Genomic DNA, 20,860 nt, shown 5'->3' with positions numbered 1-20,860 from the left:
CGCGCCTCCTGTTGCGTCAGGTGCGTCCGGACAGGACGCCGGGTCGCTACGCGCGACCGCGGATGGTCCGGAGCAGCCAGCCGATGACCGCCAGCAGGATGAGCACGATGCCCACCCAGAGCAGGAACTTCAGCGCACCGACGAAGATGCCGCTGAAGAGCAGGACGAGGCCGACGATGATCGCGATGATCAGCAGTGCGGGCATGAGGGTCTCCTATCCCTGGAACGAGACCGAGCAGATGCCCGGACCGTCAGGGACGCTACTCCTCGGCGTGCCGACGCGTTCGCTCAGCCGACGAGGTTCTGCACGAAGACGTGCGGCGTGAAGCCCGTCAGGTCGTTGATGCCCTCGCCCTGCCCGATGAGCTTGATCGGGATGCCGGTCTTCTCCTGCACGCTCAGCACGAAGCCGGCCTTGGCCGAGCCGTCGAGCTTGGTGATGACGAGGCCGGTCACGCCGGCACCCTCGATGAAGGCCTGGGCCTGTGCGAGGCCGTTCTGGCCCGTCGTCGCGTCGAGGACGAGCAGGACCTCGCTGATCTCGGTCTGCTTCTCGACCACGCGCTTGATCTTGGTGAGCTCGTCCATCAGGCCGGCCTTGGTGTGCAGACGCCCGGCGGTGTCGATGACGACGATCTCGGTCTGGTCGCGGATCGCCTTCTCGACGGTCTGGTACGCCACCGACGCCGGGTCCTGCCCGGGCTGCGACGGACGGACGACGTCGACCCCGGCGCGCTGGGCCCAGGTGGCGACCTGCTCGACCGCCGCGGCGCGGAACGTGTCCGCCGCCCCGACGAGCACCGTGCGGTCGTAGGTCTTCAGGAACTTGGCGAACTTGCCGATCGTCGTGGTCTTGCCGACGCCGTTCACCCCGACGACGAGCACCACGGCGGGCCGCGCGCTGAGCTTCAGGGTGGTGTCGAGCTTCGAGAGCCGTTCCTCGAGGACCTCGCGGAGCATGCGCTGCAGGTCGGCGGGGTCGGTCGTGCCGTACCGGTCGACGCGGGCGTGCAGGTCCTCGATGATCTCCTCGGAGATGTCGGGCCCGAAGTCGGCGCCGATGAGGGCGGTCTCCAGGTCCTCCCACGTGGTCTCGTCGATCGTCTTGCGCTGGAAGAGGCCGCGCAGCCGTGAGGACAGTGACCAGGAACTCGCCATGCTCCCAGCTTAGAGCGCGGCACATGTCCGCTGTGCCCGGTATGCTCGGGAACACGAAGGGGAGTATTCCCTCTCGGTGACCCCGTCAGTACGGTCCGGAACGATCCGGCCCCGGGGCGCCGGTCGTGCGACACCGGTTCCGGTGCCGTGCGACGGAAGAGACCTTCAGGCCTCGGCGTACCCGCACATCAGCGGCGCGCCCTACCTGAAGGAAACCGTGGACGTCCCACTCTTCGTCTGGCTCATCACGATCGCCGGCATCCTCGCGCTGCTGGTGTTCGACTTCTACTCGCACGTGCGCACGCCGCACGTGCCCCACATCCGCGAATCCGCGTTCTGGTCCGCCTTCTACATCGGGCTGGCGATCCTGTTCGGCATCGGGATCCTGGTGTTCGGCGGTGGGCAGGCCGGTGGTGAGTACTTCGCCGGCTGGCTGACCGAGAAGGCGTTGTCGGTCGACAACCTCTTCGTCTTCCTCATCATCATGTCGAGCTTCGCCGTGCCGAAGGAGTTCCAGCAGAAGGTCCTGCTGGTCGGCGTCGCGATCGCGCTCGTCGCCCGTGGCGTCTTCATCGCCCTCGGCGTCACGATCATCGAGAACTTCTCGTGGGTCTTCTACCTGTTCGGTGCGCTGCTGTTCTGGCTCGCCTGGTCGCAGGCCCGCAGCGGCAACGACCACGGCAGCGAGGGCGAATCCCGGCTCATCCGGATCCTCAAGCGCATCATCCCGACCTCGGACCACTACGACGGCGACCGTCTGACCACCCGTGTCGACGGCAAGCGGCTGTTCACCCCGATGCTGCTCGTCATGGTCGCCATCGGCCTGACCGACGTGCTCTTCGCGCTCGACTCGATCCCCGCGATCTTCGGGCTGACGCAGGACGCCTTCATCGTGTTCACGGCGAACGCGTTCTCTCTGCTCGGCCTCCGGCAGCTGTACTTCCTGATCGCCGGCCTGCTGGAGCGCCTCATCTACCTGGGCCAGGGCCTGGCCGTCATTCTGGCGTTCATCGGTGTGAAGCTCGTCTTCCACGCCATGCACGTCAACGAGCTGCCCTTCATCAACGGCGGCGAGCACATCGAGTGGGCGCCGGAGATCCCGATCTGGTTCTCGCTGGGCTTCATCGCGCTGACGATCGCGGTCGCCACGACCGCGTCGCTGGTGGTCTCGAAGCGCCGCCAGGAGCGCGGGCTCACCCCGACCGGCCAGCCGAAGGAGTCGGTCGAGGCCGACGCGAAGTAGCCGTCACCACCTGACGGACAGGAGGCGCGGTGCCAGCTGGCACCGCGCCTCCCGTCTGTCCGGGCGTCGTCCGGGCGCACCGAGTTTCGGCCTGCGCGACAGTTCACGTGCTCCGCAGCACGTGAACTGTCGCCCAGCGCGAAACGCCGGCCGCGCCGCATACACCGCGCGAGCCGCGCGAGCGTCAGACGGCCTGGCGACCAGGGGTCGCGTCGAGCAGGTGGGCCAGGTGCTCGGGGACCGAGCCGCCGCGCGCCACCGTCGCCCGCGCCCACAGCCGGCCCGCCCGGTACGACGACCGGACCAGCGGTCCGGCGAGCACCCCGGCGAAGCCCATCTGCTCGGCGACCTGCCGGAGCTCGACGAACTCCGCAGGGCTGACCCAGCGCGCGACCGGCAGGTGCCGGGGCGACGGGCGGAGGTACTGCGTCAGCGTGATGATGTCCGTGCCCGCGTCGTACAGGCGCTGCAGGGCGTCCTCGATCTCGACGCGCTCCTCGCCCATGCCGAGGATCAGGTTCGACTTCGTGACCAGTCCGGCGTCGCGGCCCTGGGTGATGACGTCGAGGGACCGTTCGAACGTGAACGCCGGCCGGATCCGCTTGAAGATCCGCGGGACGGTCTCGACGTTGTGGGCGAAGACCTCGGGGCGGGCGTCGAACACCGGGCCGAGCTGGTCGGGTCGCCCGTTGAAGTCCGGCACCAGGATCTCGACGCCGGTGCCGGGGGAGTGCTCGTGGATCGCGCGGATGGTCTCGGCGTAGAGCCAGGAACCGCCGTCGGGCAGGTCGTCGCGTGCGACGCCGGTCACGGTCGCGTACCGCAGGCCCATCTCCGCCACGGAGTCCGCGACTCGGCGGGGCTCGTCGCGGTCGAGCGGTTCCGGCTTGCCGGTGTCGATCTGGCAGAAGTCGCAGCGACGGGTGCACTGCGAGCCGCCGATGAGGAAGGTGGCCTCGCGGTCCTCCCAGCACTCGAAGATGTTCGGGCAGCCGGCCTCCTGGCAGACGGTGTGCAGCTGCTTCTCGCGCACCAGGCTCGACAGCTCGCGGAACTCGGGGCCCTGCGTGGCACGGGTCTTGATCCACGCGGGCTTCGTCTCGATCGGGGTCTCGGCGTTCCGGGCCTCGACCCGGAGCATGCGGCGGCCTTCGGGGGCGAGGGTCATACGAGGGTCTCCTGTCGGGCGGGCGCGGTGCTGGTGCTCGTGCTGGTGCTGGGGGCCGTCGTGCTGATCCGGCGGCCGCTGTGCATGCCGTCGACGGCCTGTCGGACGCGGTCCGCGACCAGGGGTGCGAGGTCGTCGACGGTCACATGGGCACGCCCCGCGAGCGCCGCCGCGGCGCTCAGCGTCGTGACCCCGGCGTCCGCGATGCCGCACGGGACGATCGCGGCGTAGGCGTCGAGGGCGTTGTCGCAGTTGATCGCGATGCCGTGACTCGTCACGCCCTCGGCGACGTGCAGGCCGATCGCGCCGACCTTGGCGGCGGGGGAGCCGTCCGTGCCCGGCACCCAGGCGCCGCTGCGACCCGCGACCCGTTCGGCGTGCACGCCGAGGGCAGCCGCGGCGTCGATGACGACCTGCTCCAGGTCGCGCACCCAGGCGACGACGTCGAGGGGTTCGGCGAGTCGGACGATCGGGTAGGCGACCAGCTGCCCCGGGCCGTGCCAGGTGATGCGTCCGCCACGGTCGGTGTCGACGACCGGGGCGCCGTTCGTCGGCAGGTCGGACGGTTCGGTGCGGCGTCCGGCGGTGTACACGGACGGGTGCTCGCACAGCACGAGGGCCCCGGGGGAACGGCCAGCGACGACGTCGGCGTGCAGGTCCCGCTGCAGGGCGAGGCCGTCCGAGTAGTCGAGCAGGCCGTGGTGGCGGACGATCTCGAGTTCCGGCATGCGGCGAGCGTACGACAGTTTCTGGACGGCGTCCAACAACGGGGGTACTTGACCTCAACAATGGTTGAGATGGTCCGATGAGGGCATGGACATCCGACAGGTACAGCTCGCCACCCGCTCGCTCGCCGACACCGTCCGGTTCTACGAACGGCTGGGGTGCTCGGTCGAGATCGTCGACACCACGGTGCGCATCGTGGTGGGGTCGACGCTCCTCGTGTTCCGCGAACTGCCGGAGATGACCGGAGCCCTGCACCTGGCGATCGCGATCCCGACGGGGACCTTCGACGCGGCCAAGGCCTGGATCGCCGGACTGACGACGGTGCTCGGTACCGCTGACCAGGACGAGTTCGAGGGGCCGCCGAACTGGAACTCGCGGTCGGTCTACTTCGAGGGCCCCGACCAGCAGCTCCTCGAACTCATCGAGCGGCGGGACCTGGAGCCGGGCGCCCGGCGCGTCGGCGTCGGCGCCGGCGCCGGCGCCGGCGACGGCGACGGCGCCGGCGACGGTACCGGCACCGGCAGCGACTCCGACGCCGGCGTCCCGCTCGTCTCGGTCAGCGAGGTCGGCGTCCCCGTGCCCGACGTCCTCGGCGCAGCCTCGGCCCTGCGACGCGCCGGTCTCGAGCCGTACGCCAACCCGCCGGGGGAGTCCTTCGCGGCGGTCGGTGACGTGGACGGTCTCGTGATCCTGGTGTCGCCCGACCGGCGCTGGTTCCCGACCGGTGACCGGAGTCCGTCGAGCGCGCCGGTGGTCATCGACGTGGGGCTCGACGCACCGGTCGGACTGACCGAGGGTGTCCTCCTGCGGTGAACGGGCCGGTGCCGTCGGCGGGAGCCTTGTAGAATCGACGGATCATGGCGCAATTCGGTTCACTCTCCGATCGGCTGACCGAGACCTTCCGCAATCTGCGGAGCAAGGGTCGGCTGACTCCGTCCGACGTCGACGGCACCGTCCGCGAGATCCGGCGGGCGCTCCTCGACGCCGACGTCGCGCTCGAGGTCGTCAAGGCGTTCACCGCATCGGTGCGCGAGCGTGCCCTCTCCGACGAGGTCAACCGCGCGCTCAACCCGGCGCAGCAGGTCGTCCAGATCGTCAACGAGGAACTCGTCGGCATCCTGGGCGGGCAGCAGCGACGGCTCGAGTTCGCGAAGAAGCCGCCGACGGTCATCATGCTCGCGGGTCTGCAGGGCGCCGGAAAGACCACCCTCGCGGGCAAGCTCGGCAAGTGGCTCAAGAAGGACGGCCACACCCCGATGCTCGTCGCGGCGGACCTCCAGCGTCCGAACGCCGTGCAGCAGCTGCAGGTCGTCGGCGAGCAGGCCGGCGTGCACGTCTTCGCTCCCGAGCCCGGCAACGGTGTCGGCGACCCGGTCAAGGTCGCCAAGAACGCCATCAAGGCCGCGATCGACCAGCAGTACGACACCGTCATCGTCGACACCGCCGGTCGACTCGGTGTCGATGCCGAGCTGATGAAGCAGGCCGCGAACATCCGCAAGGCCGTCGACCCGGACGAGGTCCTGTTCGTCATCGACGCGATGATCGGTCAGGACGCCGTCAACACGGCCCGTGCCTTCCAGGAAGGCGTCGACTTCACCGGTGTCGTGCTCTCGAAGCTCGACGGTGACGCCCGCGGTGGTGCCGCCCTGTCGGTGGCCAGCGTGACCGGCCGTCCGATCATGTTCGCGTCGACGGGTGAGTCGCTCGACGACTTCGAGCCGTTCCACCCGGACCGCATGGCGAGCCGCATCCTCGACCTCGGCGACATCCTGTCCCTCATCGAGCAGGCGCAGGGCGCCTTCGACGAGGAAGAGGCGCGCAAGGTCGCGGACAAGATCGCGACCGACAACTTCACGCTGAACGACTTCCTGCAGCAGATGCAGCAGCTCCGCAAGGCCGGCTCCATCAAGGGCATGCTCGGCATGCTCCCGGGAGCCAAGGGCATGCGCGAGGCACTCGACAACTTCGACGAGCGCGAGATCGTCCGCACCGAGGCGATCATCCAGTCGATGACGCCCCAGGAGCGCGAGCTCCCGAAGCTCCTCAACGGTTCGCGTCGTCTGCGCATCGCGCGCGGTGCCGGATCGACCGTCACCGAGGTCAACGCGCTGGTGAACCGCTTCGAGCAGGCCGCCAAGATGATGAAGACCGTCGCCCGCGGTGGCGTGCCGCAGATGCCGGGCATGGGGCCGATCCCGGGCATGCACGGCGGCAAGAAGCAGCAGCAGGGCGGCAAGAAGAAGTCGAAGGTGGGCAACCCTGCCAAGCGCGCGGCCTTGGCTGCCGGCGCGGCGGCTGCGCCGCAGCAGGCCCCGCAGGGGTCCGGCCTCGGCCTCGGGGGTGCCAAGGGCGGCAAGGCACCGACCGAGGAAGAGCTCGCGTCGTTGCAGAAGTTCCTGGGTCGCTGACGCGGCTCGCGATCGCGACCACCTGACGGACGGGAGGCCCGGTGCCAGCTGGCACCGGGCCTCCCGTCCGTCGTCCGGTCGCGTGGCGACGTTCCTTCCCATCGCACGCGCGATGGAAAGTGGAATCGGGCGTACCTGGTCGAAAGGAACGACCAGGTACGCCCGATTCGGCCAGGTATGCCCGATTCGGCCAGATACGCCCGATTCGACCAGGTACGCCCGATTCGGCCAGGTATGCCCGGGGCGGTCCGGTGGCGGCTAGAGCGCGTCGCGGAACTCGGTGACCAGGTGGCGGACCACGGCGCGCAGGTCGCCGCCGTTCTCCTGCGCGACCTGCAGCTGCCGCTGGTACGAGGCGCCGCGCTCGATCATCGTGTCGAGGTGGTGCAGCTCGTCGAGGCAGCCGAGCCGTTCGGCGATCGGGTCGAGCCGCTGCACCAGGTCGTGTACCTCGTCGGTCACGAGCCGCTCGTCGCCGGCGACGTTCGTGATGATCTCGGCCTCCATGCCGTAGCGGGCCGCGCGCCACTTGTTCTCACGGATGAACCACGGCTGCATGGTGGGCAGGGTCTCACCGGCGTCGAGCCGGTCCGAGCAGGCGGTGACCAGGCACTGCACGAGCGCGGTGACGGCGCCGACCTCGTGCAGGGTCGAGATGCCGTCGGAGACCCGGTTCTCCAGGGTGCCCCAGCCCGGCGACGGTCGGATGTCCCAGCGCAGGTCCTTCACGCCGTCGATGACACCGGTGTGCGTGAGGTCGCCGACGACCTCTTCGAAGTTCGCCCAGGCGCCGAGCTGCGGCGGGAGCCCGCCGGTCGGGAGCTGCTGGAACATCAGGGCGCGGTTCGAGGCGTACCCGGTGTCGGTGCCGCCCCAGAACGGGCTCGACGCGGTGAAGGCCTGCAGGTGCGGGACGTAGGCGAGCATCGCGTTCATGATCGGGACCGCCTTGTCGCGGTCGTCGATGCCGACGTGCACGTGCACGCCCCAGATGAGCATCTGGCGTCCCCACCAGCGGGTGCGGTCGATCAGCGTCGTGTAGTGCTCGCTGTCCGGGGTGATCTCCTGCTGGTCCCACACCGCGAACGGGTGCGTGCCCGAGCACATCACCTGGGCATCGAGCGGTTCGGCGGCGTCGATGACCTCGCCGATGATGCCGGACAGCTCGCTCGTCGCAGCCCCCACGCGGTCGTGGACGCTGGAGACGACCTCGACCGTGTTGGTCAGCAGCTCCTCGGTGACGCGGTCGTGGTCGCCGAGCCGCTCGTGCACGGCGGCGATGACGGCGGGGGCGCGGGGAGCGAGGTCGCCGGTCGCCCGGTCGACCAGGGGGAGTTCCCACTCGACGCCGATGGTCGACGGGCGGGACTCGGTGAAGCGGATGTCCATGCCGTCCATCCTGCCCGGGTCCTTGTCGGACACGCACAACGAAGCGTTGTCCCGATCGTGCGGATCGTCCTGCAACTAGTTCCACTCCGGGCGTACCGTTGAAATGTTCCTACAGGGAAGAGGTACGCATGCAGTTGGTGGTGCGCGGGACGAACGCCCCGCTCGTCGGAGAACTCGACATCCCGGTCTCGAAGTACCACGCGCACCGCGCGCTGGTGCTCGCGTCGCTGGCGAAGGGGACGAGTGTCGTCTCCGGGGTCAGCGCGACGCGACAGGTGGAGTGGACCGTGGGCACGCTCCGCGCGCTCGGCGTCGACGTCAAGCGTCGCGGGAACGCGTACCACGTGACCGGGCTGGGCGGCCGGTACCGGGCGACCGACGTCGTGGACCACGGCTCGCGCGGTGCCGACGGACTGCTCAACATGGGGTCCTCGGGCACCACGCTCTACTTCATGACCGGGCTCGCCTCGCTGGCCGACCGTCCGATGACCCTGTCCGGCATGAAGTACTTCCAGCGCCGCCCGATCAAGGCGCTGCTCACCTCGCTGACGCAGATGGGGGTGGAGCTCGAGGCGACGAACGACTGCCCGCCCGTCACCGTGCAGCCGAGGCGTCCGCGCGGCGGCGACGTGACGATCGCCGGCACCCTGTCGCAGTGGGTGTCCGGGCTGCTGCTGGTGGCCCCGTTCGCCGAGCACGAGACCCGGATCCACATCACCGGCGGGCGGCTCAACGAGCAGCCCTACGTCGAGCTCACCGTGCGGATGATGCGGCAGTTCGGCCTGACGGTCGAGGTCTCCGACGACTGGCTCGAGTACCGGATCCCGGCGGGCCAGCAGGCCACCCCGCACGACTACGTCATCCCGCCCGACATCGGCTCCGCAGCGTTCGGCATCGCGGCGGCCGGCACCCGCGAGTCGAACGTGCTGCTGCGCGGCATGACGGCCACGACGACGGCCGAGACGGACCACCCGGAGAGCGAGTTCCTGGACCTCGCGACCGCGATGGGCGTGCCGATGCGGATCGACGAGGAGACCGGCTTCGTCCGGATCGAGCACGACGGGTCCCCGCTCCGGCCGCTGGACGTCGACTGCCGTCCGATCCCGGACCTGCTGCCCGTGCTGTCGACGATGGCCACCTTCGCCGAGGGCACGAGTCGACTGTGGAACGTGGCGCACATCCGCCTGAAGGAGTCCGACCGGGTCGCGGCGATGCTCCAGCTGAACCGGATGGGCGGCCGTGCCGAGCAGGGCGCGGACGAGCTGCGGGTCACCGGCGTCGGCGCGGCCGGGTTGCACGGTGCGCCGATGTCCTCGTTCAACGACCACCGTGTGCTGATGTCCCTCGCGGTCGCGGCGTCGAGTGCCGACGGGGTGTCCGGCCTGACCTACCCGCGTGCCTACCGGATCTCCTACCCGACGTTCCTCGAGGCGATGAACTCCGTCGGGCTCGACATGTCCGTCGGTGACAGGCTCGCAGCCCAGGTTGCGCGGGACGACCGGATCGACGCCGCCGAGGCCGACGGGGTCCGCACGCACCTCGGCACGCCCCTCGAGACGGCTGCGGCGCCCGAGCCGACCGACCAGCCGGCCGCCGCGCAGCCCGCCGCCGCGCAGCCCGCCGCCGCGCAGCCCGCCGCCGCGCAGCCCGCCGCCGCCGTGCCCGAGCTCGCCGGCGTCGACGCCGACCCGCTCGTCCTGAGCGAGCGGGTCCGCGCCCTGTCGCAGACCGACCCCGACGGCCTGGCCGTGATCGAGGTCGGCGGTGCGACCCCCGCGAACACCACGTGGAAGGAGCTGCAGGACGAGGCCGACCGGGTCTCCGCCCTGCTGCTCGAACTCGGCGTGCGCACGGGTGAATCCGTCGCGATGCAGCTGCCCAACTGGCGCGAGTTCGTGTCGATCACCCTCGGTGCGATCCAGATCGGCGCCGTCGCCACCCCGATCATGCCGGTGTTCGGTCCCCGCGAGACCACGATGACGCTGGCGCGATCGAAGGCCCGCGTGGTCTTCCTGCCGAACGTGTTCCGGAAGCGCCGCCCCGCAATCGAACTCCTCGACGTCATCGACGAGGCCGCCGCGCAGGACCGTCGCCTGTCGCTCGAGCACGTCATCGTGCTCCGCGCCGAGGCCCGCGGGCAGGGGGACACCCCGACGAACCAGCCGCCGCTGCCCGCCGACGCCCTGGAGCGCGTCGTGGCGAGCGACTGGCACTGGCGCTACTTCGAGAACGCCCTCGCCGCCGTGCACGTCGACGTCGACGAGATCGCGTCGCACGCTCCCGGACCGGACGACGTCTGCCAGCTGCTCTTCACCTCCGGCACCACGGGGGAGCCGAAGGGCGTGCAGCACCCGCACCGCACGCTCGGACTCGCGACCGCCATGCACGTGGCGCAGTCCGGGCTGACCAGCGCCGACCGCATCTACATCCCGTCGCCGCTCGCTCACCAGACCGGGTTCCTGTACGGCATGCTGCTGGCGTTCCGGCTCGGTGCCCCGCAGGTCATCCAGCCGGTGTGGGACGGCCGGGTCGCACTCGAGCAGGCGTTCGGCGTCGCCCGGGCGTCCTTCGTGCAGTGCGCGACGCCGTTCCTGACCGACCTCGTCGACCTGGTCGAGGCCGGTGCACCGCAGCCGGAGTCGCTCCGGATCTTCGTGCCGACGGGCGCCGCGGTGCCCCGTGCACTGGCCCAGCGAGCGAGCACGGTGCTCGGCAGCGCCATCCTCGGCGCCTTCGGGACGAGCGAGACGTGTCTCGGGGCCCTGTCCAGCCCCAGCGACGACCCCGCCGACGCCCACGGCCACGACGGCCGGGCGCTGCCGGGCATCGCGATCCGCATCGTCGACGACGCGGGGATCGAGCTGCCCGCCGGTACCGAGGGCAACTTCGAGCTGCACTCGCCGACGATGTTCGCGGGCTACCTCGACCGCCCGGACCTGACCGACGACGTGTTCACGGCGGACGGCTGGTACCGCACGGGCGACCTGGCGAAGGTCGACGAGAAGGGCTTCCTGTCGATCACCGGGCGTGTGAAGGACGTCATCAACCGCGGCGGCGAGAAGATCCCCGTCGTCGAGATCGAGAACCTGCTGTACCAGCACCCCCTGGTCACGGACGTCGCGATCGTGGCGATGCCGGATGAGCGGCTCGGTGAGCGTGCGTGCGCCTGGGTCGTGAACGCCCGCGCGGACGAGCCGCTCGACTTCGCCGGGATGCAGCAGTACCTCGACACGGCCGGCGTGAGCAAGTACTACTGGCCGGAACGACTCGAGTACACCACCGAGCTGCCGCGCAACGCGGTCGGCAAGGTCCAGAAGAACATCCTGCGCGAGCAGGCGGCCGCGCTCGTCGCGACGAAGGAGAACGAGACACGATGACGATCGTCGAGCAGACGAGCACGGGCTTCGACGAAGCCGCCTTCCAGCAGCTCAAGGCCGAGGTCACCGAGTGGGTCCGCGGCCCCGGCGAGGCGTGGGCGGACGAGATCGAGCGCACGGGCCGGGTCGCCCCCGAGCTGTTCCAGGAGCTCAAGGAGAACGGGTGGCTCAGCCTCGCCGCCCCGACGGAGCTCGGCGGACGAGCGATCCCGTTCTCGCGCTACCTCGAGATCATGGAGGTCGTCTCCCGCTCGCACGCCTCCATCCGCATGCTCGTGCACGTCATCAACGGCACCTGGCGTGCGATGGCCCCCTACGCGACGCCGGAGCAGATCGAGCAGGTCGTCAAGCCGTCCGTCGCGGGCGACACGCTCGTCGCGTTCACCCTGACCGAGGCCACCGCGGGCACCGGAGCGGACATCCGCACCACGGTCCGGCGCGAGGGCGACACCTACGTGATGAACGGCGAGAAGCACCTCATCACCTTCGGGGTCAAGGCCGACCACTGGCTCATCGCCGCTCGGCTGGAGGGCACCACCGGCCAGGACGGCACGGTCGCGTTCCTGATGCCGAACAGCGGGCTGCCGGGTGCCGAGGTGATCGACGACTCCGACACGATGGGCATCCGCGGCACCGACCACGCGATCCTGCGGTTCACCGAGACCCCGATCCCCGCCAGCGCCCGCCTGGGCGCCGAAGGCCAAGGCCTCGAGGTCGCACTCGGCGGCTTCCTGCTGCCGAGCCGGGTGTCCGTCGCGATGAGCGCCGTCGGCCTCGCCGAGCGGGCGAACGAGCTCGCCGTCGAGTACGCCAACAAGCGCGAGACCTTCGGCAAGCGCCTCTCCAGCCGCCAGGCGATCCAGTTCTACCTGGCCGAGAACTACGCCGACATCGCCGCCGCCCGCGCCCTGGTGCTCGAGGCCGCTCGCGCCTACGAAGAGGACCGCCCCGACGCCGGCACACTCTCCAGCGCCTCGAAGATGGTCGCCGTCGACATGCTCGCCCGGGTCACCGACAAGGCCCTGCAGGTGCACGGCGGGCAGGGCTACTGGAAGCGCAACGCCATCGAGCGCGTCTACCGCGACGCACGCGCGCAGCGCTTCGAAGAGGGCACCAACGAGATCCAGAAGCTGATCGTCGGCCGCGCCGTCGTGACCGGCCAGGCCGGGTTCTAGACCGCAACCCAGTACCGGACGGGAGGCGCGGTGCGGGCCCGCCCCGCGCCTCCCGTCCGTCACCCACCCACCTGAAGGACCGAAGTGACCCACAGCACCAACGCACCCATCGCACTCATCACGGGCGCTTCGCGCGGCATCGGCCGCCTGCTCGCGCAGAAGCTCGGCCAGCGCGGCGTCACCGTCGTGGTGACGTACAAGGGCAACGCCGACCTGGCCGAGGAGTCCCTGGCCGACGTCAGGGTGGCCGGCGGCGACGGCATCACGGCGCAGGTCGACATCGAGCAGCCGGAGTCGATCGACGCCCTGTTCGACCTGGTGCGCGACACCTACGGACGCCTCGACATGTTCGTCGCGAACGCCGCGGCCAGCGCGTTCAAGCCCGTCGCGGACCTCAAGCTGCACCACCTCGACCGCAGCTACGCCACGAACGCCCGCTCGTTCGTGCTCGGCGCCCAGCGCGCGGCGGAACTGATGGACCGGGGTGGACGCATCGTCGTCGTGACGTCGTACGGATCGCTCCGGGCGTTCCCGACCTACGCCGCCCTCGGTGCCGCCAAGGCCATGAGCGAGGCGTACATGAAGTACATGGCGGTGGAGTTCGGTCCGCGCCAGATCACCGTCAACGCGGTGAACGGCGGCCTGATCGACACCGACTCGCTCGAGTACTTCTACACGAAGGTCCCCGGCCAGGCGCCGATGGACACCGTCCTCGAGAAGCTCCCGCTGCAGCGCCCCGGGACGGCCGACGACATGGCCGACGCCGTCGACTTCCTGCTGTCGGACAAGGCCGGGTACATCACCGGGCAGGTGCTCTCGGTGGACGGCGGTCTGACGGTCATCGCCCCGCCGTACTGGTCGGACACGACGTCGCCCCTCCGCGACGCGGTGCTGCCGGCCGACGCTCCGGGCGCGGACACCGCAGAATAGGCGCATGAGCAGCGTCGCTTCCGCCCCCGTCGTGCCGGAGTCCCTCCGGACCGTCGCGTCACCCTGGACCCTCGGCCCCCTGCACCTGGCGAACCGGGTGGTGATGGGGTCGATGCACACCGGGCTCGAGGTGCACGACGACGGCGGAGCCGGCATGGCCGCCTTCTACCGCGAACGCGCGGCCGGCGGGGCGGCGTGCATCATCACCGGCGGCATCGCGGTGAACGACGAGGCCCGCGGGGGTCCGGACTTCGCGGTGTTCGGCGTCGGGGGAGCCGACGAGCGGTTCCGGGTGGCGGTCGACGCCGTGCACGACGAGGGCGGGACGATCCTCGCGCAGCTGTTCCACGCCGGGCGGTACGCGCTGGCGTCGGGCATGGTCGACCGGCACGGCGACCCGCAGCGCGTCGTGGCACCCTCGGCCCTGCCGTGGGCGGCCGCCCGCGGTGTGGTGCCGACCGAGCTGACGTCGGCCGAGGTCGAGCGGACCATCGAGGACTTCGCCGCCGCGGCCCGCACCGCCCGCGCGATCGGGTTCGACGGCGTCGAGATCATGGCGTCCGAGGGGTACCTGATCAACCAGTTCCAGTCGCCGCTGACCAACCTGCGCGACGACGAGTGGGGCGGGGATGCGGAACGGCGTAGGCGCTTCGCGATCGAGGTCGTCCGGGCCGTGCGCGCCGCGGTGCCCGAGCTCGCCGTGACGATCCGGCTGTCCGGCGCGGACCTGATGCCCGGCTCGTCGACCGACGACGAGGTCGACGCGCTCGTGCACGACCTGCTGCCGCTCGGGCTCGACGGCATCTCGGTCGGCATCGGCTGGCACGAGTCCCGCACCCCGACCGTGCAGGCCTCGGTGCCGCACGGGGCCTGGCTGGCGTACGCGGCACGGATCGCCGCGGTGGTGCGCTCGTCCGCGTACCCGGACGTCCGCGTGATCGCCTCGAACCGGATGACGGACCTGCGCGACGGTGAAGCCGTGCTCAGCGACGGCCTGATCGACGCCGTCGCGCTCGCCCGGCCGTTCCTCGCCGACCCCGCCATCGTGTCGCGCTCGCTCGCGGGCGGGTTCGCCCTGGTGAACACCTGCATCGGCTGCAACCAGGCGTGCCTCGACCGCTCGATCATCGGCGCACCGGTGTCCTGCCTCGTGAACCCCCGTGCCGCCCGCGAGGTGGCCTTCCCCGCCCGGCCGACGGCGGACCCGAAGCGCGTCGACGTCGTCGGTGGCGGACCGGCCGGGCTCGCCGCCGCGGTGGACGCCGCCCGACGGGGCCACGACGTCACCGTCTGGGAGGCCTCCGACCGCCTCGGCGGCCAGTTCGGCCTCGCCGCACTCGTCCCGGGGAAGGAGGACTACGCCGCCACGGTGCGGTCCGCCCGCGCCGAGCTCGCGGAGCGGGGCGCCACGATCCACCTCGGACGCCCGGCCACGGCTCGGGACCTCGTCGACAGCGACGCCGTCGTGCTCGCGGCCGGGGTGGTCCCGCGGAGCATCGACGTCCCCGGCAGCGCCCTGCCGCACGTGCTGTCCTACGAGCAGGCCCTGCGGAACGGCGTACCCGAGGGCACCGTCGCGATCATCGGCGGCGGCGGCATCGGCGTGGACACCGCGGCGTTCCTGACCGAGTCGCCCGACGAGGTCGTCCGGGCCGCCGAGTTCGCGGCCCGCTGGGACCTCGACGTGTCCGAGGAGCTCGTCGGCGACGTGCCGCAGCGGCTCCCCGCGGCACGGCGCACCACCCGACCGGGGTCGCAGGTGACGGTGCTCCGGCGTTCGGGCAAGTTCGGCCAGGGGATCGGCATCACCTCACGCTGGGTCGCGCTCGGCCGGCTGCGGGACGCCGGGGTGCGGATGGTCGGCGGCGTGCAGGAGTACCTGCGCATCGAACCCGGGGTGCTCTGGATCCGCGACGAGCACGGGGACGAGGTCGGCGTGCCGGCGGACACCGTCGTGGTCTGCGCCGGGCAGGAGCGCGCGACCGACGCCGAGGGCGACGCGCCTGACGGACTCGCCACGGGCCTCCAGGCCGCCGGCGTGCCGTACGCCGTCGTCGGCGGCGCGCGCGACGCACGGAGCGTGGACGCGGTCCGGGCGACGTCCGAGGCCCTCGAAGCGGTGCGACGCCTCGCGCCGTAGCGAGTCGGCTCGCATCACGGCCGGGAATCTGCAAGAATGAACGGTCGAATCGCCGCAGCTCGACCCTCTATCCAGCTGTGAGCGATCTCTCTCGAGCTTTCGCCGTGTGTGCCCCCACGCCCGCGGTTCCAGTTCAACCACAACGAAAGCAAACAGGAGCAATTGTGGCTGTCAAGATCCGTCTGAAGCGTCTCGGTAAGATCCGTGCGCCCTACTACCGCATCGTCGTCGCCGACTCGCGCACCAAGCGCGATGGTCGTGTCCTCGAGGAGATCGGTCAGTACCACCCGACCGAGGAGCCCTCGGTCATCAAGATCGAGTCCGAGCGTGCGCTCTACTGGCTCGGCGTCGGCGCGCAGCCGACCGAGCAGGTGGCGGCCCTCCTCAAGCTGACCGGCGACTGGGCCAAGTTCAAGGGCGAGAAGGACACCGAGTCCAAGGTCAAGGTCGCCGAGCCGAAGCCGGCCTTCCAGGTCGACTCCTCGAAGAAGGCCGTGCTCAAGCCGAAGTCGGAGAAGACGGCTCCCGCCGCCAAGGCCGACGACGCCGAGACCGCCGACGAGACGACCGAGGCGTAGTCCTTGCTCGAATCCGCGCTGACGCACCTCGTCAAGGGGATCGTCGATCACCCTGACGACGTGCGCGTCGCCAGCTCCACCTCCCCACGCGGCGAGGTCCTCGAGGTGCGCGTGCACCCCGAGGACCTCGGCCGCGTGATCGGTCGCGCCGGGCGCACCGCCAAGGCGCTCCGCACCCTCGTCACGGCCCTGGCCGACGGCAAGCGCGTGCGGGTCGACGTGGTGGACACCGATTCCTAGGGAGACGACCCAGCTCCGGGTGGGTCGAATCACGAAGGCGCACGGGCTCAAGGGCGGCATCAAGCTCGAGCTCTACACCGACGACCCGGATCGTCGGTTCACCCCGGGCGCCACCTTCACGCTCCAGGTCCCCGACGACTCACCGTGGTCGGGCAAGACCCTCGAGCTGGACGAACTCCGCTGGTACAACGGTCACCCCGTCGCGTTCTTCGCCGGGATCGACGACCGCACCGCGGCCGAGTCCCTGGCGCGCATCATCCTCTGGGTCGAGCAGGACGCCGACGCCGAGACCGGCGAGGACGACGCCTGGTACGACCACCAGCTCGTCGGGCTCAAGGTCCTGCGTGACGGCGTCGAGGTCGGCACGGTCGCCCGTGTGGACCACATGCCCGCCCAGGATCTGCTCGCGATCGACACGCCGTCCCGCGGCGAGGTCCTCGTGCCGTTCGTCTCGGCCATCGTGCCGGCGGTCGACATCGCGGCCGGCACCGTCACGGTCACGCCGCCGCAGGGGCTGTTCGAGGACCCCGAGGACACCTCGCGCCCCGAGACGGTCACGGACTAGTCCCCGTGCGGATCGACATCGTCACGATCTTCCCGGAGTTCTTCTCCGTGCTCGACGTGTCCCTGCTCGGCAAGGCCCGCTCCGGCGGACTGCTCGACCTGCACGTGCACGACCTGCGGTCGTGGACCACCGACCGGCACCGCACCGTCGACGACACCCCGTACGGCGGTGGCGCCGGCATGGTGATGAAGCCGGAGCCGTGGGCGCAGGCACTCGAGGCGCTCTTCCGGCCCGACGGCTCGTCGACCCTGGTGGTCCCGACGCCGGCCGGCACGCCCTTCACCCAGTCGATCGCGCGGTCGCTCGCGTCGACGTCGGAGCACCTCGTGTTCGCCTGCGGGCGCTACGAGGGCATCGACGCCCGCGTCTTCGAGTGGGCGTCGTCGCGCGCCACCGTCGTCGAGCTCTCGCTCGGCGACTACGTGCTGAACGGCGGCGAGGTCGCTGCGATGGCGATGATCGAGGCCGTCGGTCGACTCGTCCCCGGCGTCGTCGGCAACCCCGAGTCGCTGGTCGAGGAGTCCCACGAGGACGGCCTGCTCGAGTACCCCTCGTACACCAAGCCCGCGTCGTGGCGCGGCCTCGACGTCCCCGACGTCCTGCTCAGCGGGCACCACGCCCGCGTCGGTGCCTGGCGGCACGAGCAGCAGCTGGAGCGGACGCGGCGCGTCCGTCCGGACCTGCTGCCGCCTGCCTGACCGGCTCGCGCGCCTGCCTGCTGGGCGATTTTCGGGCTGAGCGACACTCCTCGCGGTTCGTTCCGCGTGCACTGTCGCTGGGCACGAAACCCGGCCCCGCCGGGTCTGCCTGGAGGCGCGGGGCGGGCCCGCACCGTGCCTCCCGTCCGTCAGACGGTCGGGTCGGCGCGCTGGGCGCGACGCAGGGTCAGGACCTCGGGCCCGGCCTCGGTGACCGCGACCGTGTGCTCGACGTGCGCGGCACGTGAGCCGTCGACGCTGCGCAGGGTCCAGCCGTCGTCGTCCTGGTAGAGCTCGTCGGTCGTCTGCATGAGCCACGGCTCGATCGCGACGACCAGCCCCGGCCGGAGCTTCAGGCCGCGACCCGGACGGCCGTCGTTCGGCACGTGCGGGTCCCCGTGCATGGTGCGACCGACGCCGTGCCCGCCGAACTGCAGGTTCACGTCGTGACCGGCCTCGTGTGCGACGTGACCGATGGCGTGCGAGACGTCGCCGAGCTTGTTGCCGGGAGCCGCCTGGGCGATGCCGGCGGCCAGCGCTCGCTCGACCGTGGCGATCAGGGCCTGGTCCTCGTCGCGCGGCGTGCCGACCTGGACGCTGACGGCGGAGTCAGCGACCCAGCCGCCCACGCTCGCGGCGAAGTCCAGGCTCACCAGGTCGCCGTCCTGCAGGGTGTGGTCGTGCGGCAGGCCGTGCAGGGCGGCGTCGTTCACCGAGGTGCAGAGGTTCTTGCCGAACGGAGACATGCCGAACGACGGGTGGTAGTCGACGTAGCAGCTCTCCGCGCCGCGTTCGGCGATCATCCTGGCCGCGACGCGGTCGAGGTCGAGCAGGTTGACGCCGACGTCGACGGTCTCGAGCAGCTCGTCGAGGACGTCGGCCACGAACCGGCCGGCGACGCGCAGTCCGTCCAGCTCGGCGGGGGTGCGGAGTTCGATCATGGGTCCATCCTCGTCGTTTTGTCTCCCGCGCTCTCTGTGGCAGTATTGACCGCTGTGCCCTGGCTGGACTCTGCCACGGGGGAGTCGCCGACACCGGGCACGCACCACCACTTTCCGAACCTTCGATCCGCGGCGACCCGTGCGCGTCCGCAGAGAGTGAAACCCACCATGAGCCAGCTCCTCGACAACGTCGACGCAGCATCGCTGCGTACCGACGTCCCGGACTTCCGCCCCGGCGACACCATCAAGGTGCACGTCAACATCATCGAAGGCACGCGCTCGCGTATCCAGGTCTTCCAGGGAGTCGTCATCGGCCGTCAGGGCCACGGCATCGGCGAGACCTTCAAGGTCCGCAAGGTGAGCTTCCAGGTCGGCGTCGAGCGCTGGTTCCCCGTGCACTCGCCGATCATCGACCACATCGAGATCGTCACCAAGGGTGACGTCCGTCGTGCGAAGCTCTACTACCTGCGCGAGCTCCGCGGCAAGGCGGCTCGCCGCAAGATCAAGGAGAAGCGCGACGCCTGATCGCCTTCACAGTGAACGTCCGCGAGCCGGACGACGCTGTGAGCCCCTCGTCCATGTACGGTTGTGCATCGACGGGGGGCTCTTCCCATTGCGGGGAGTCAGTGGTTCGAACGAGAGCGGAAATGACGGACACGACAGAGGATTCCGGGCGCAGGCCACGTGCCGAGAAGCAACGGAACGGTGTCCTCACATTCCTCCGCGACCTCGTCATCATCTTCATCGCGGCGCTGCTCGTGTCGTTCCTGGTCAAGACGTTCCTGATCCGGTCGTTCTACATCCCGTCGGCGTCGATGGAGAACACGCTGCAGATCAACGACCGGGTGATCGTCAACGAGCTCGTCCCCGGCGCCGTGGCGCTGAAGCGGGGAGACGTCGTCGTGTTCAAGGACCCGGGCGGCTGGCTCACCGGATCCGAGGTGCCGAGCGTCACGCCGGACACCCAGCCCGCCAAGGCCATCGACTGGGCCCTGACCCAGGTCGGTCTCGGCACCGGTGACAGCGACGACCACCTGATCAAGCGCGTCATCGGTCTGCCCGGTGACAAGGTGTCCTGCTGCAACGACCTCGGGCAGATGTCGGTGAACGGTGTGCCGATCAAGGAGCCGTACCTGAAGCTCCCCGCCGGCGCCCCGGCCTCGGCGACCGACTTCTCGGTCACCGTGCCGAAGGGCACCATCTGGGTGATGGGCGACAACCGGAACGACTCGAAGGACTCCCGGTACAACGGCGACACCCCGTCGAAGGGCTTCGTCCCGATGTCCGACGTGACGGGCCGCGCGTTCGTCATCTCCTGGCCGGCGAGCCGCTGGACGTGGCTCGACGACCATCCCGAGGTGTTCGCCGGCGTGGAGGAGCGCGACGAGTGACCGCCGTCCGTCCGTCGCTCCGGCTCGAGAAACGTCTGCTCGCCGAGGGCCGCGTGACGGTCATCGGCATGGACGAGGTCGGCCGTGGCGCCATCGCTGGTCCGGTCGGCGTCGGTGTGGCCGCGGTGACGCTCGACATCGGTCGTGTGCCCCAGGGGCTCGCTGATTCCAAACTGCTCTCCGAAGCGCGCCGCACCGACCTGGTGCCCGTCGTGCAGCGTTGGGCACGCACGGCGGTCGGCATGGCATCGGCGGACTTCGTCGACCAGCAGGGCATCGTCCCGGCCCTCGGCGCAGCGGGTGCGCAGGCGCTCGGCTCCCTGGTCGCCGACGGGGTGTCGCTCGACGGCGCGGTGGTGGTGCTCGACGGTTCGTTCGACTGGTTGAGCCGTGCCCTGCCCGCGTCGCTCCGTCCGGCAGCCGATCCGCTCGAGGTCGTCGTCCGGGTCAAGGCCGACCGCGACTGTGCCTCGGTGGCCGCGGCGTCGGTGGTGGCGAAGGTCGCCCGTGACGCGCTCATGATCTCGGCGCACGACGAGGCTCCGCACTACGGGTGGGTGTCGAACAAGGGCTACGGGTCGACGGCGCACTACGACGCGATCCGGACGATCGGGGCGCACGCGCTGCACCGGAAGTCCTGGTTGCACCAGGCTTCGAGCGTCGCGCTGGACGGCTTCGACCAACTCGACGCCGTCGCGGGTTGAGCCCGTCGCCCGCTCGGCCCTGGGTCGCC

At 70.6% G+C, this 20,860-nt stretch carries 20 protein-coding genes; 14 read left to right on the top strand and 6 right to left on the bottom strand.

Features of this window, described 5'->3' with window-relative positions:
• Positions 1–46 precede the first annotated feature (46 nt).
• Positions 47–205 (bottom strand): hypothetical protein, encoded by a 159-nt coding sequence (locus tag ABRP24_RS10860; RefSeq protein ID WP_171907827.1) that lies wholly within the window; start codon positions 203–205, stop codon positions 47–49.
• 83 nt (positions 206–288) lie between these two features.
• Positions 289–1,158 carry a signal recognition particle-docking protein FtsY gene (ftsY, locus tag ABRP24_RS10855; RefSeq protein ID WP_027465892.1) on the bottom strand — a complete coding sequence of 290 codons (870 nt, stop codon included), beginning with the start codon at positions 1,156–1,158 and terminating at the stop codon, positions 289–291.
• Between the two features lie 217 nt (positions 1,159–1,375).
• On the opposite strand from ftsY, the gene ABRP24_RS10850 reads away from it, so the two are divergent.
• Positions 1,376–2,401, top strand: a complete 1,026-nt coding sequence (locus ABRP24_RS10850; protein ID WP_110859106.1) for a TerC family protein — start codon at positions 1,376–1,378, stop codon at positions 2,399–2,401.
• A gap of 184 nt (positions 2,402–2,585) precedes the next feature.
• Here ABRP24_RS10850 and lipA read toward each other — a convergent pair whose 3' ends face one another.
• Together lipA and lipB are read right to left on the bottom strand one after the other, a co-directional pair.
• Positions 2,586–3,569 (bottom strand): lipoyl synthase, encoded by a 984-nt coding sequence (gene lipA, locus ABRP24_RS10845; protein WP_138803676.1) that lies wholly within the window; start codon positions 3,567–3,569, stop codon positions 2,586–2,588.
• Positions 3,566–4,297 carry a lipoyl(octanoyl) transferase LipB gene (gene lipB, locus ABRP24_RS10840; RefSeq protein WP_349848828.1) on the bottom strand — a complete coding sequence of 244 codons (732 nt, stop codon included), beginning with the start codon at positions 4,295–4,297 and terminating at the stop codon, positions 3,566–3,568. Before lipB ends, lipA begins: the two co-directional genes overlap by 4 nt.
• Before the next feature lie 85 nt (positions 4,298–4,382).
• On the opposite strand from lipB, the gene ABRP24_RS10835 reads away from it, so the two are divergent.
• Positions 4,383–5,108: a hypothetical protein gene (locus ABRP24_RS10835; protein WP_349848826.1), complete on the top strand. Its 726-nt coding sequence runs from the start codon at positions 4,383–4,385 to the stop codon at positions 5,106–5,108.
• Positions 5,109–5,152: 44 nt separating this feature from the next.
• On the top strand, positions 5,153–6,703 hold the full coding sequence (gene ffh, locus ABRP24_RS10830) for a signal recognition particle protein (RefSeq protein WP_027465889.1): 1,551 nt from the start codon (positions 5,153–5,155) through the stop codon (positions 6,701–6,703).
• Between the two features lie 258 nt (positions 6,704–6,961).
• On the opposite strand, the gene ABRP24_RS10825 is transcribed toward ffh, so the two are convergent.
• Positions 6,962–8,101, bottom strand: a complete 1,140-nt coding sequence (locus ABRP24_RS10825) for a glutamate--cysteine ligase (RefSeq protein ID WP_027465888.1) — start codon at positions 8,099–8,101, stop codon at positions 6,962–6,964.
• A gap of 119 nt (positions 8,102–8,220) precedes the next feature.
• On the opposite strand from ABRP24_RS10825, the gene aroA reads away from it, so the two are divergent.
• From aroA to trmD, 8 genes are all read left to right on the top strand, one after another.
• Entirely contained in the window at positions 8,221–11,469 is a 3,249-nt protein-coding gene (aroA, locus tag ABRP24_RS10820; protein ID WP_349848824.1) for a 3-phosphoshikimate 1-carboxyvinyltransferase, read from the top strand.
• Positions 11,466–12,644 (top strand): acyl-CoA dehydrogenase family protein, encoded by a 1,179-nt coding sequence (locus ABRP24_RS10815; RefSeq protein ID WP_349848822.1) that lies wholly within the window; start codon positions 11,466–11,468, stop codon positions 12,642–12,644. Before aroA ends, ABRP24_RS10815 begins: the two co-directional genes overlap by 4 nt.
• An 84-nt stretch (positions 12,645–12,728) precedes the next feature.
• Positions 12,729–13,574: an SDR family oxidoreductase gene (locus ABRP24_RS10810; protein ID WP_349848820.1), complete on the top strand. Its 846-nt coding sequence runs from the start codon at positions 12,729–12,731 to the stop codon at positions 13,572–13,574.
• Between the two features lie 4 nt (positions 13,575–13,578).
• Positions 13,579–15,714, top strand: a complete 2,136-nt coding sequence (locus ABRP24_RS10805; protein ID WP_349848818.1) for an FAD-dependent oxidoreductase — start codon at positions 13,579–13,581, stop codon at positions 15,712–15,714.
• 164 nt (positions 15,715–15,878) lie between these two features.
• Positions 15,879–16,292 (top strand): 30S ribosomal protein S16, encoded by a 414-nt coding sequence (gene rpsP, locus ABRP24_RS10800; RefSeq protein WP_027465884.1) that lies wholly within the window; start codon positions 15,879–15,881, stop codon positions 16,290–16,292.
• 3 nt (positions 16,293–16,295) lie between these two features.
• Entirely contained in the window at positions 16,296–16,532 is a 237-nt protein-coding gene (locus ABRP24_RS10795) for an RNA-binding protein (RefSeq protein ID WP_017888258.1), read from the top strand.
• 19 nt (positions 16,533–16,551) lie between these two features.
• Positions 16,552–17,097, top strand: coding sequence for a ribosome maturation factor RimM (rimM, locus tag ABRP24_RS10790; protein WP_171907871.1), 546 nt, complete (start codon positions 16,552–16,554; stop codon positions 17,095–17,097).
• A gap of 5 nt (positions 17,098–17,102) precedes the next feature.
• Complete coding sequence (gene trmD, locus ABRP24_RS10785) at positions 17,103–17,795, top strand: tRNA (guanosine(37)-N1)-methyltransferase TrmD (RefSeq protein ID WP_027465882.1); 693 nt, start codon at positions 17,103–17,105, stop codon at positions 17,793–17,795.
• A gap of 149 nt (positions 17,796–17,944) precedes the next feature.
• Here the strand turns inward: trmD and map are convergent, their stop codons facing one another.
• Positions 17,945–18,736: a type I methionyl aminopeptidase gene (gene map, locus ABRP24_RS10780; RefSeq protein WP_111192129.1), complete on the bottom strand. Its 792-nt coding sequence runs from the start codon at positions 18,734–18,736 to the stop codon at positions 17,945–17,947.
• A gap of 168 nt (positions 18,737–18,904) precedes the next feature.
• Here map and rplS point away from each other — a divergent pair, with 168 nt between their 5' ends.
• The 3 genes from rplS (at position 18,905) to ABRP24_RS10765 (ending at position 20,831) form a co-directional block, all read left to right on the top strand.
• Positions 18,905–19,261, top strand: a complete 357-nt coding sequence (gene rplS, locus ABRP24_RS10775; protein ID WP_017888254.1) for a 50S ribosomal protein L19 — start codon at positions 18,905–18,907, stop codon at positions 19,259–19,261.
• Between the two features lie 122 nt (positions 19,262–19,383).
• Entirely contained in the window at positions 19,384–20,127 is a 744-nt protein-coding gene (gene lepB / locus ABRP24_RS10770) for a signal peptidase I (protein WP_027465880.1), read from the top strand.
• Positions 20,124–20,831 (top strand): ribonuclease HII, encoded by a 708-nt coding sequence (locus tag ABRP24_RS10765; protein ID WP_111056311.1) that lies wholly within the window; start codon positions 20,124–20,126, stop codon positions 20,829–20,831. The genes lepB and ABRP24_RS10765 overlap by 4 nt, the downstream gene beginning before the upstream one ends.
• Positions 20,832–20,860 lie beyond the last annotated feature (29 nt).

This window comes from Curtobacterium sp. WHRI 8282, assembly GCF_040223925.2.
Lineage (GTDB): Bacteria > Actinomycetota > Actinomycetes > Actinomycetales > Microbacteriaceae > Curtobacterium > Curtobacterium flaccumfaciens.
Note: the sequence above shows the minus strand (reverse complement) of the source record. Positions and strands in the feature narration are given on the sequence as shown.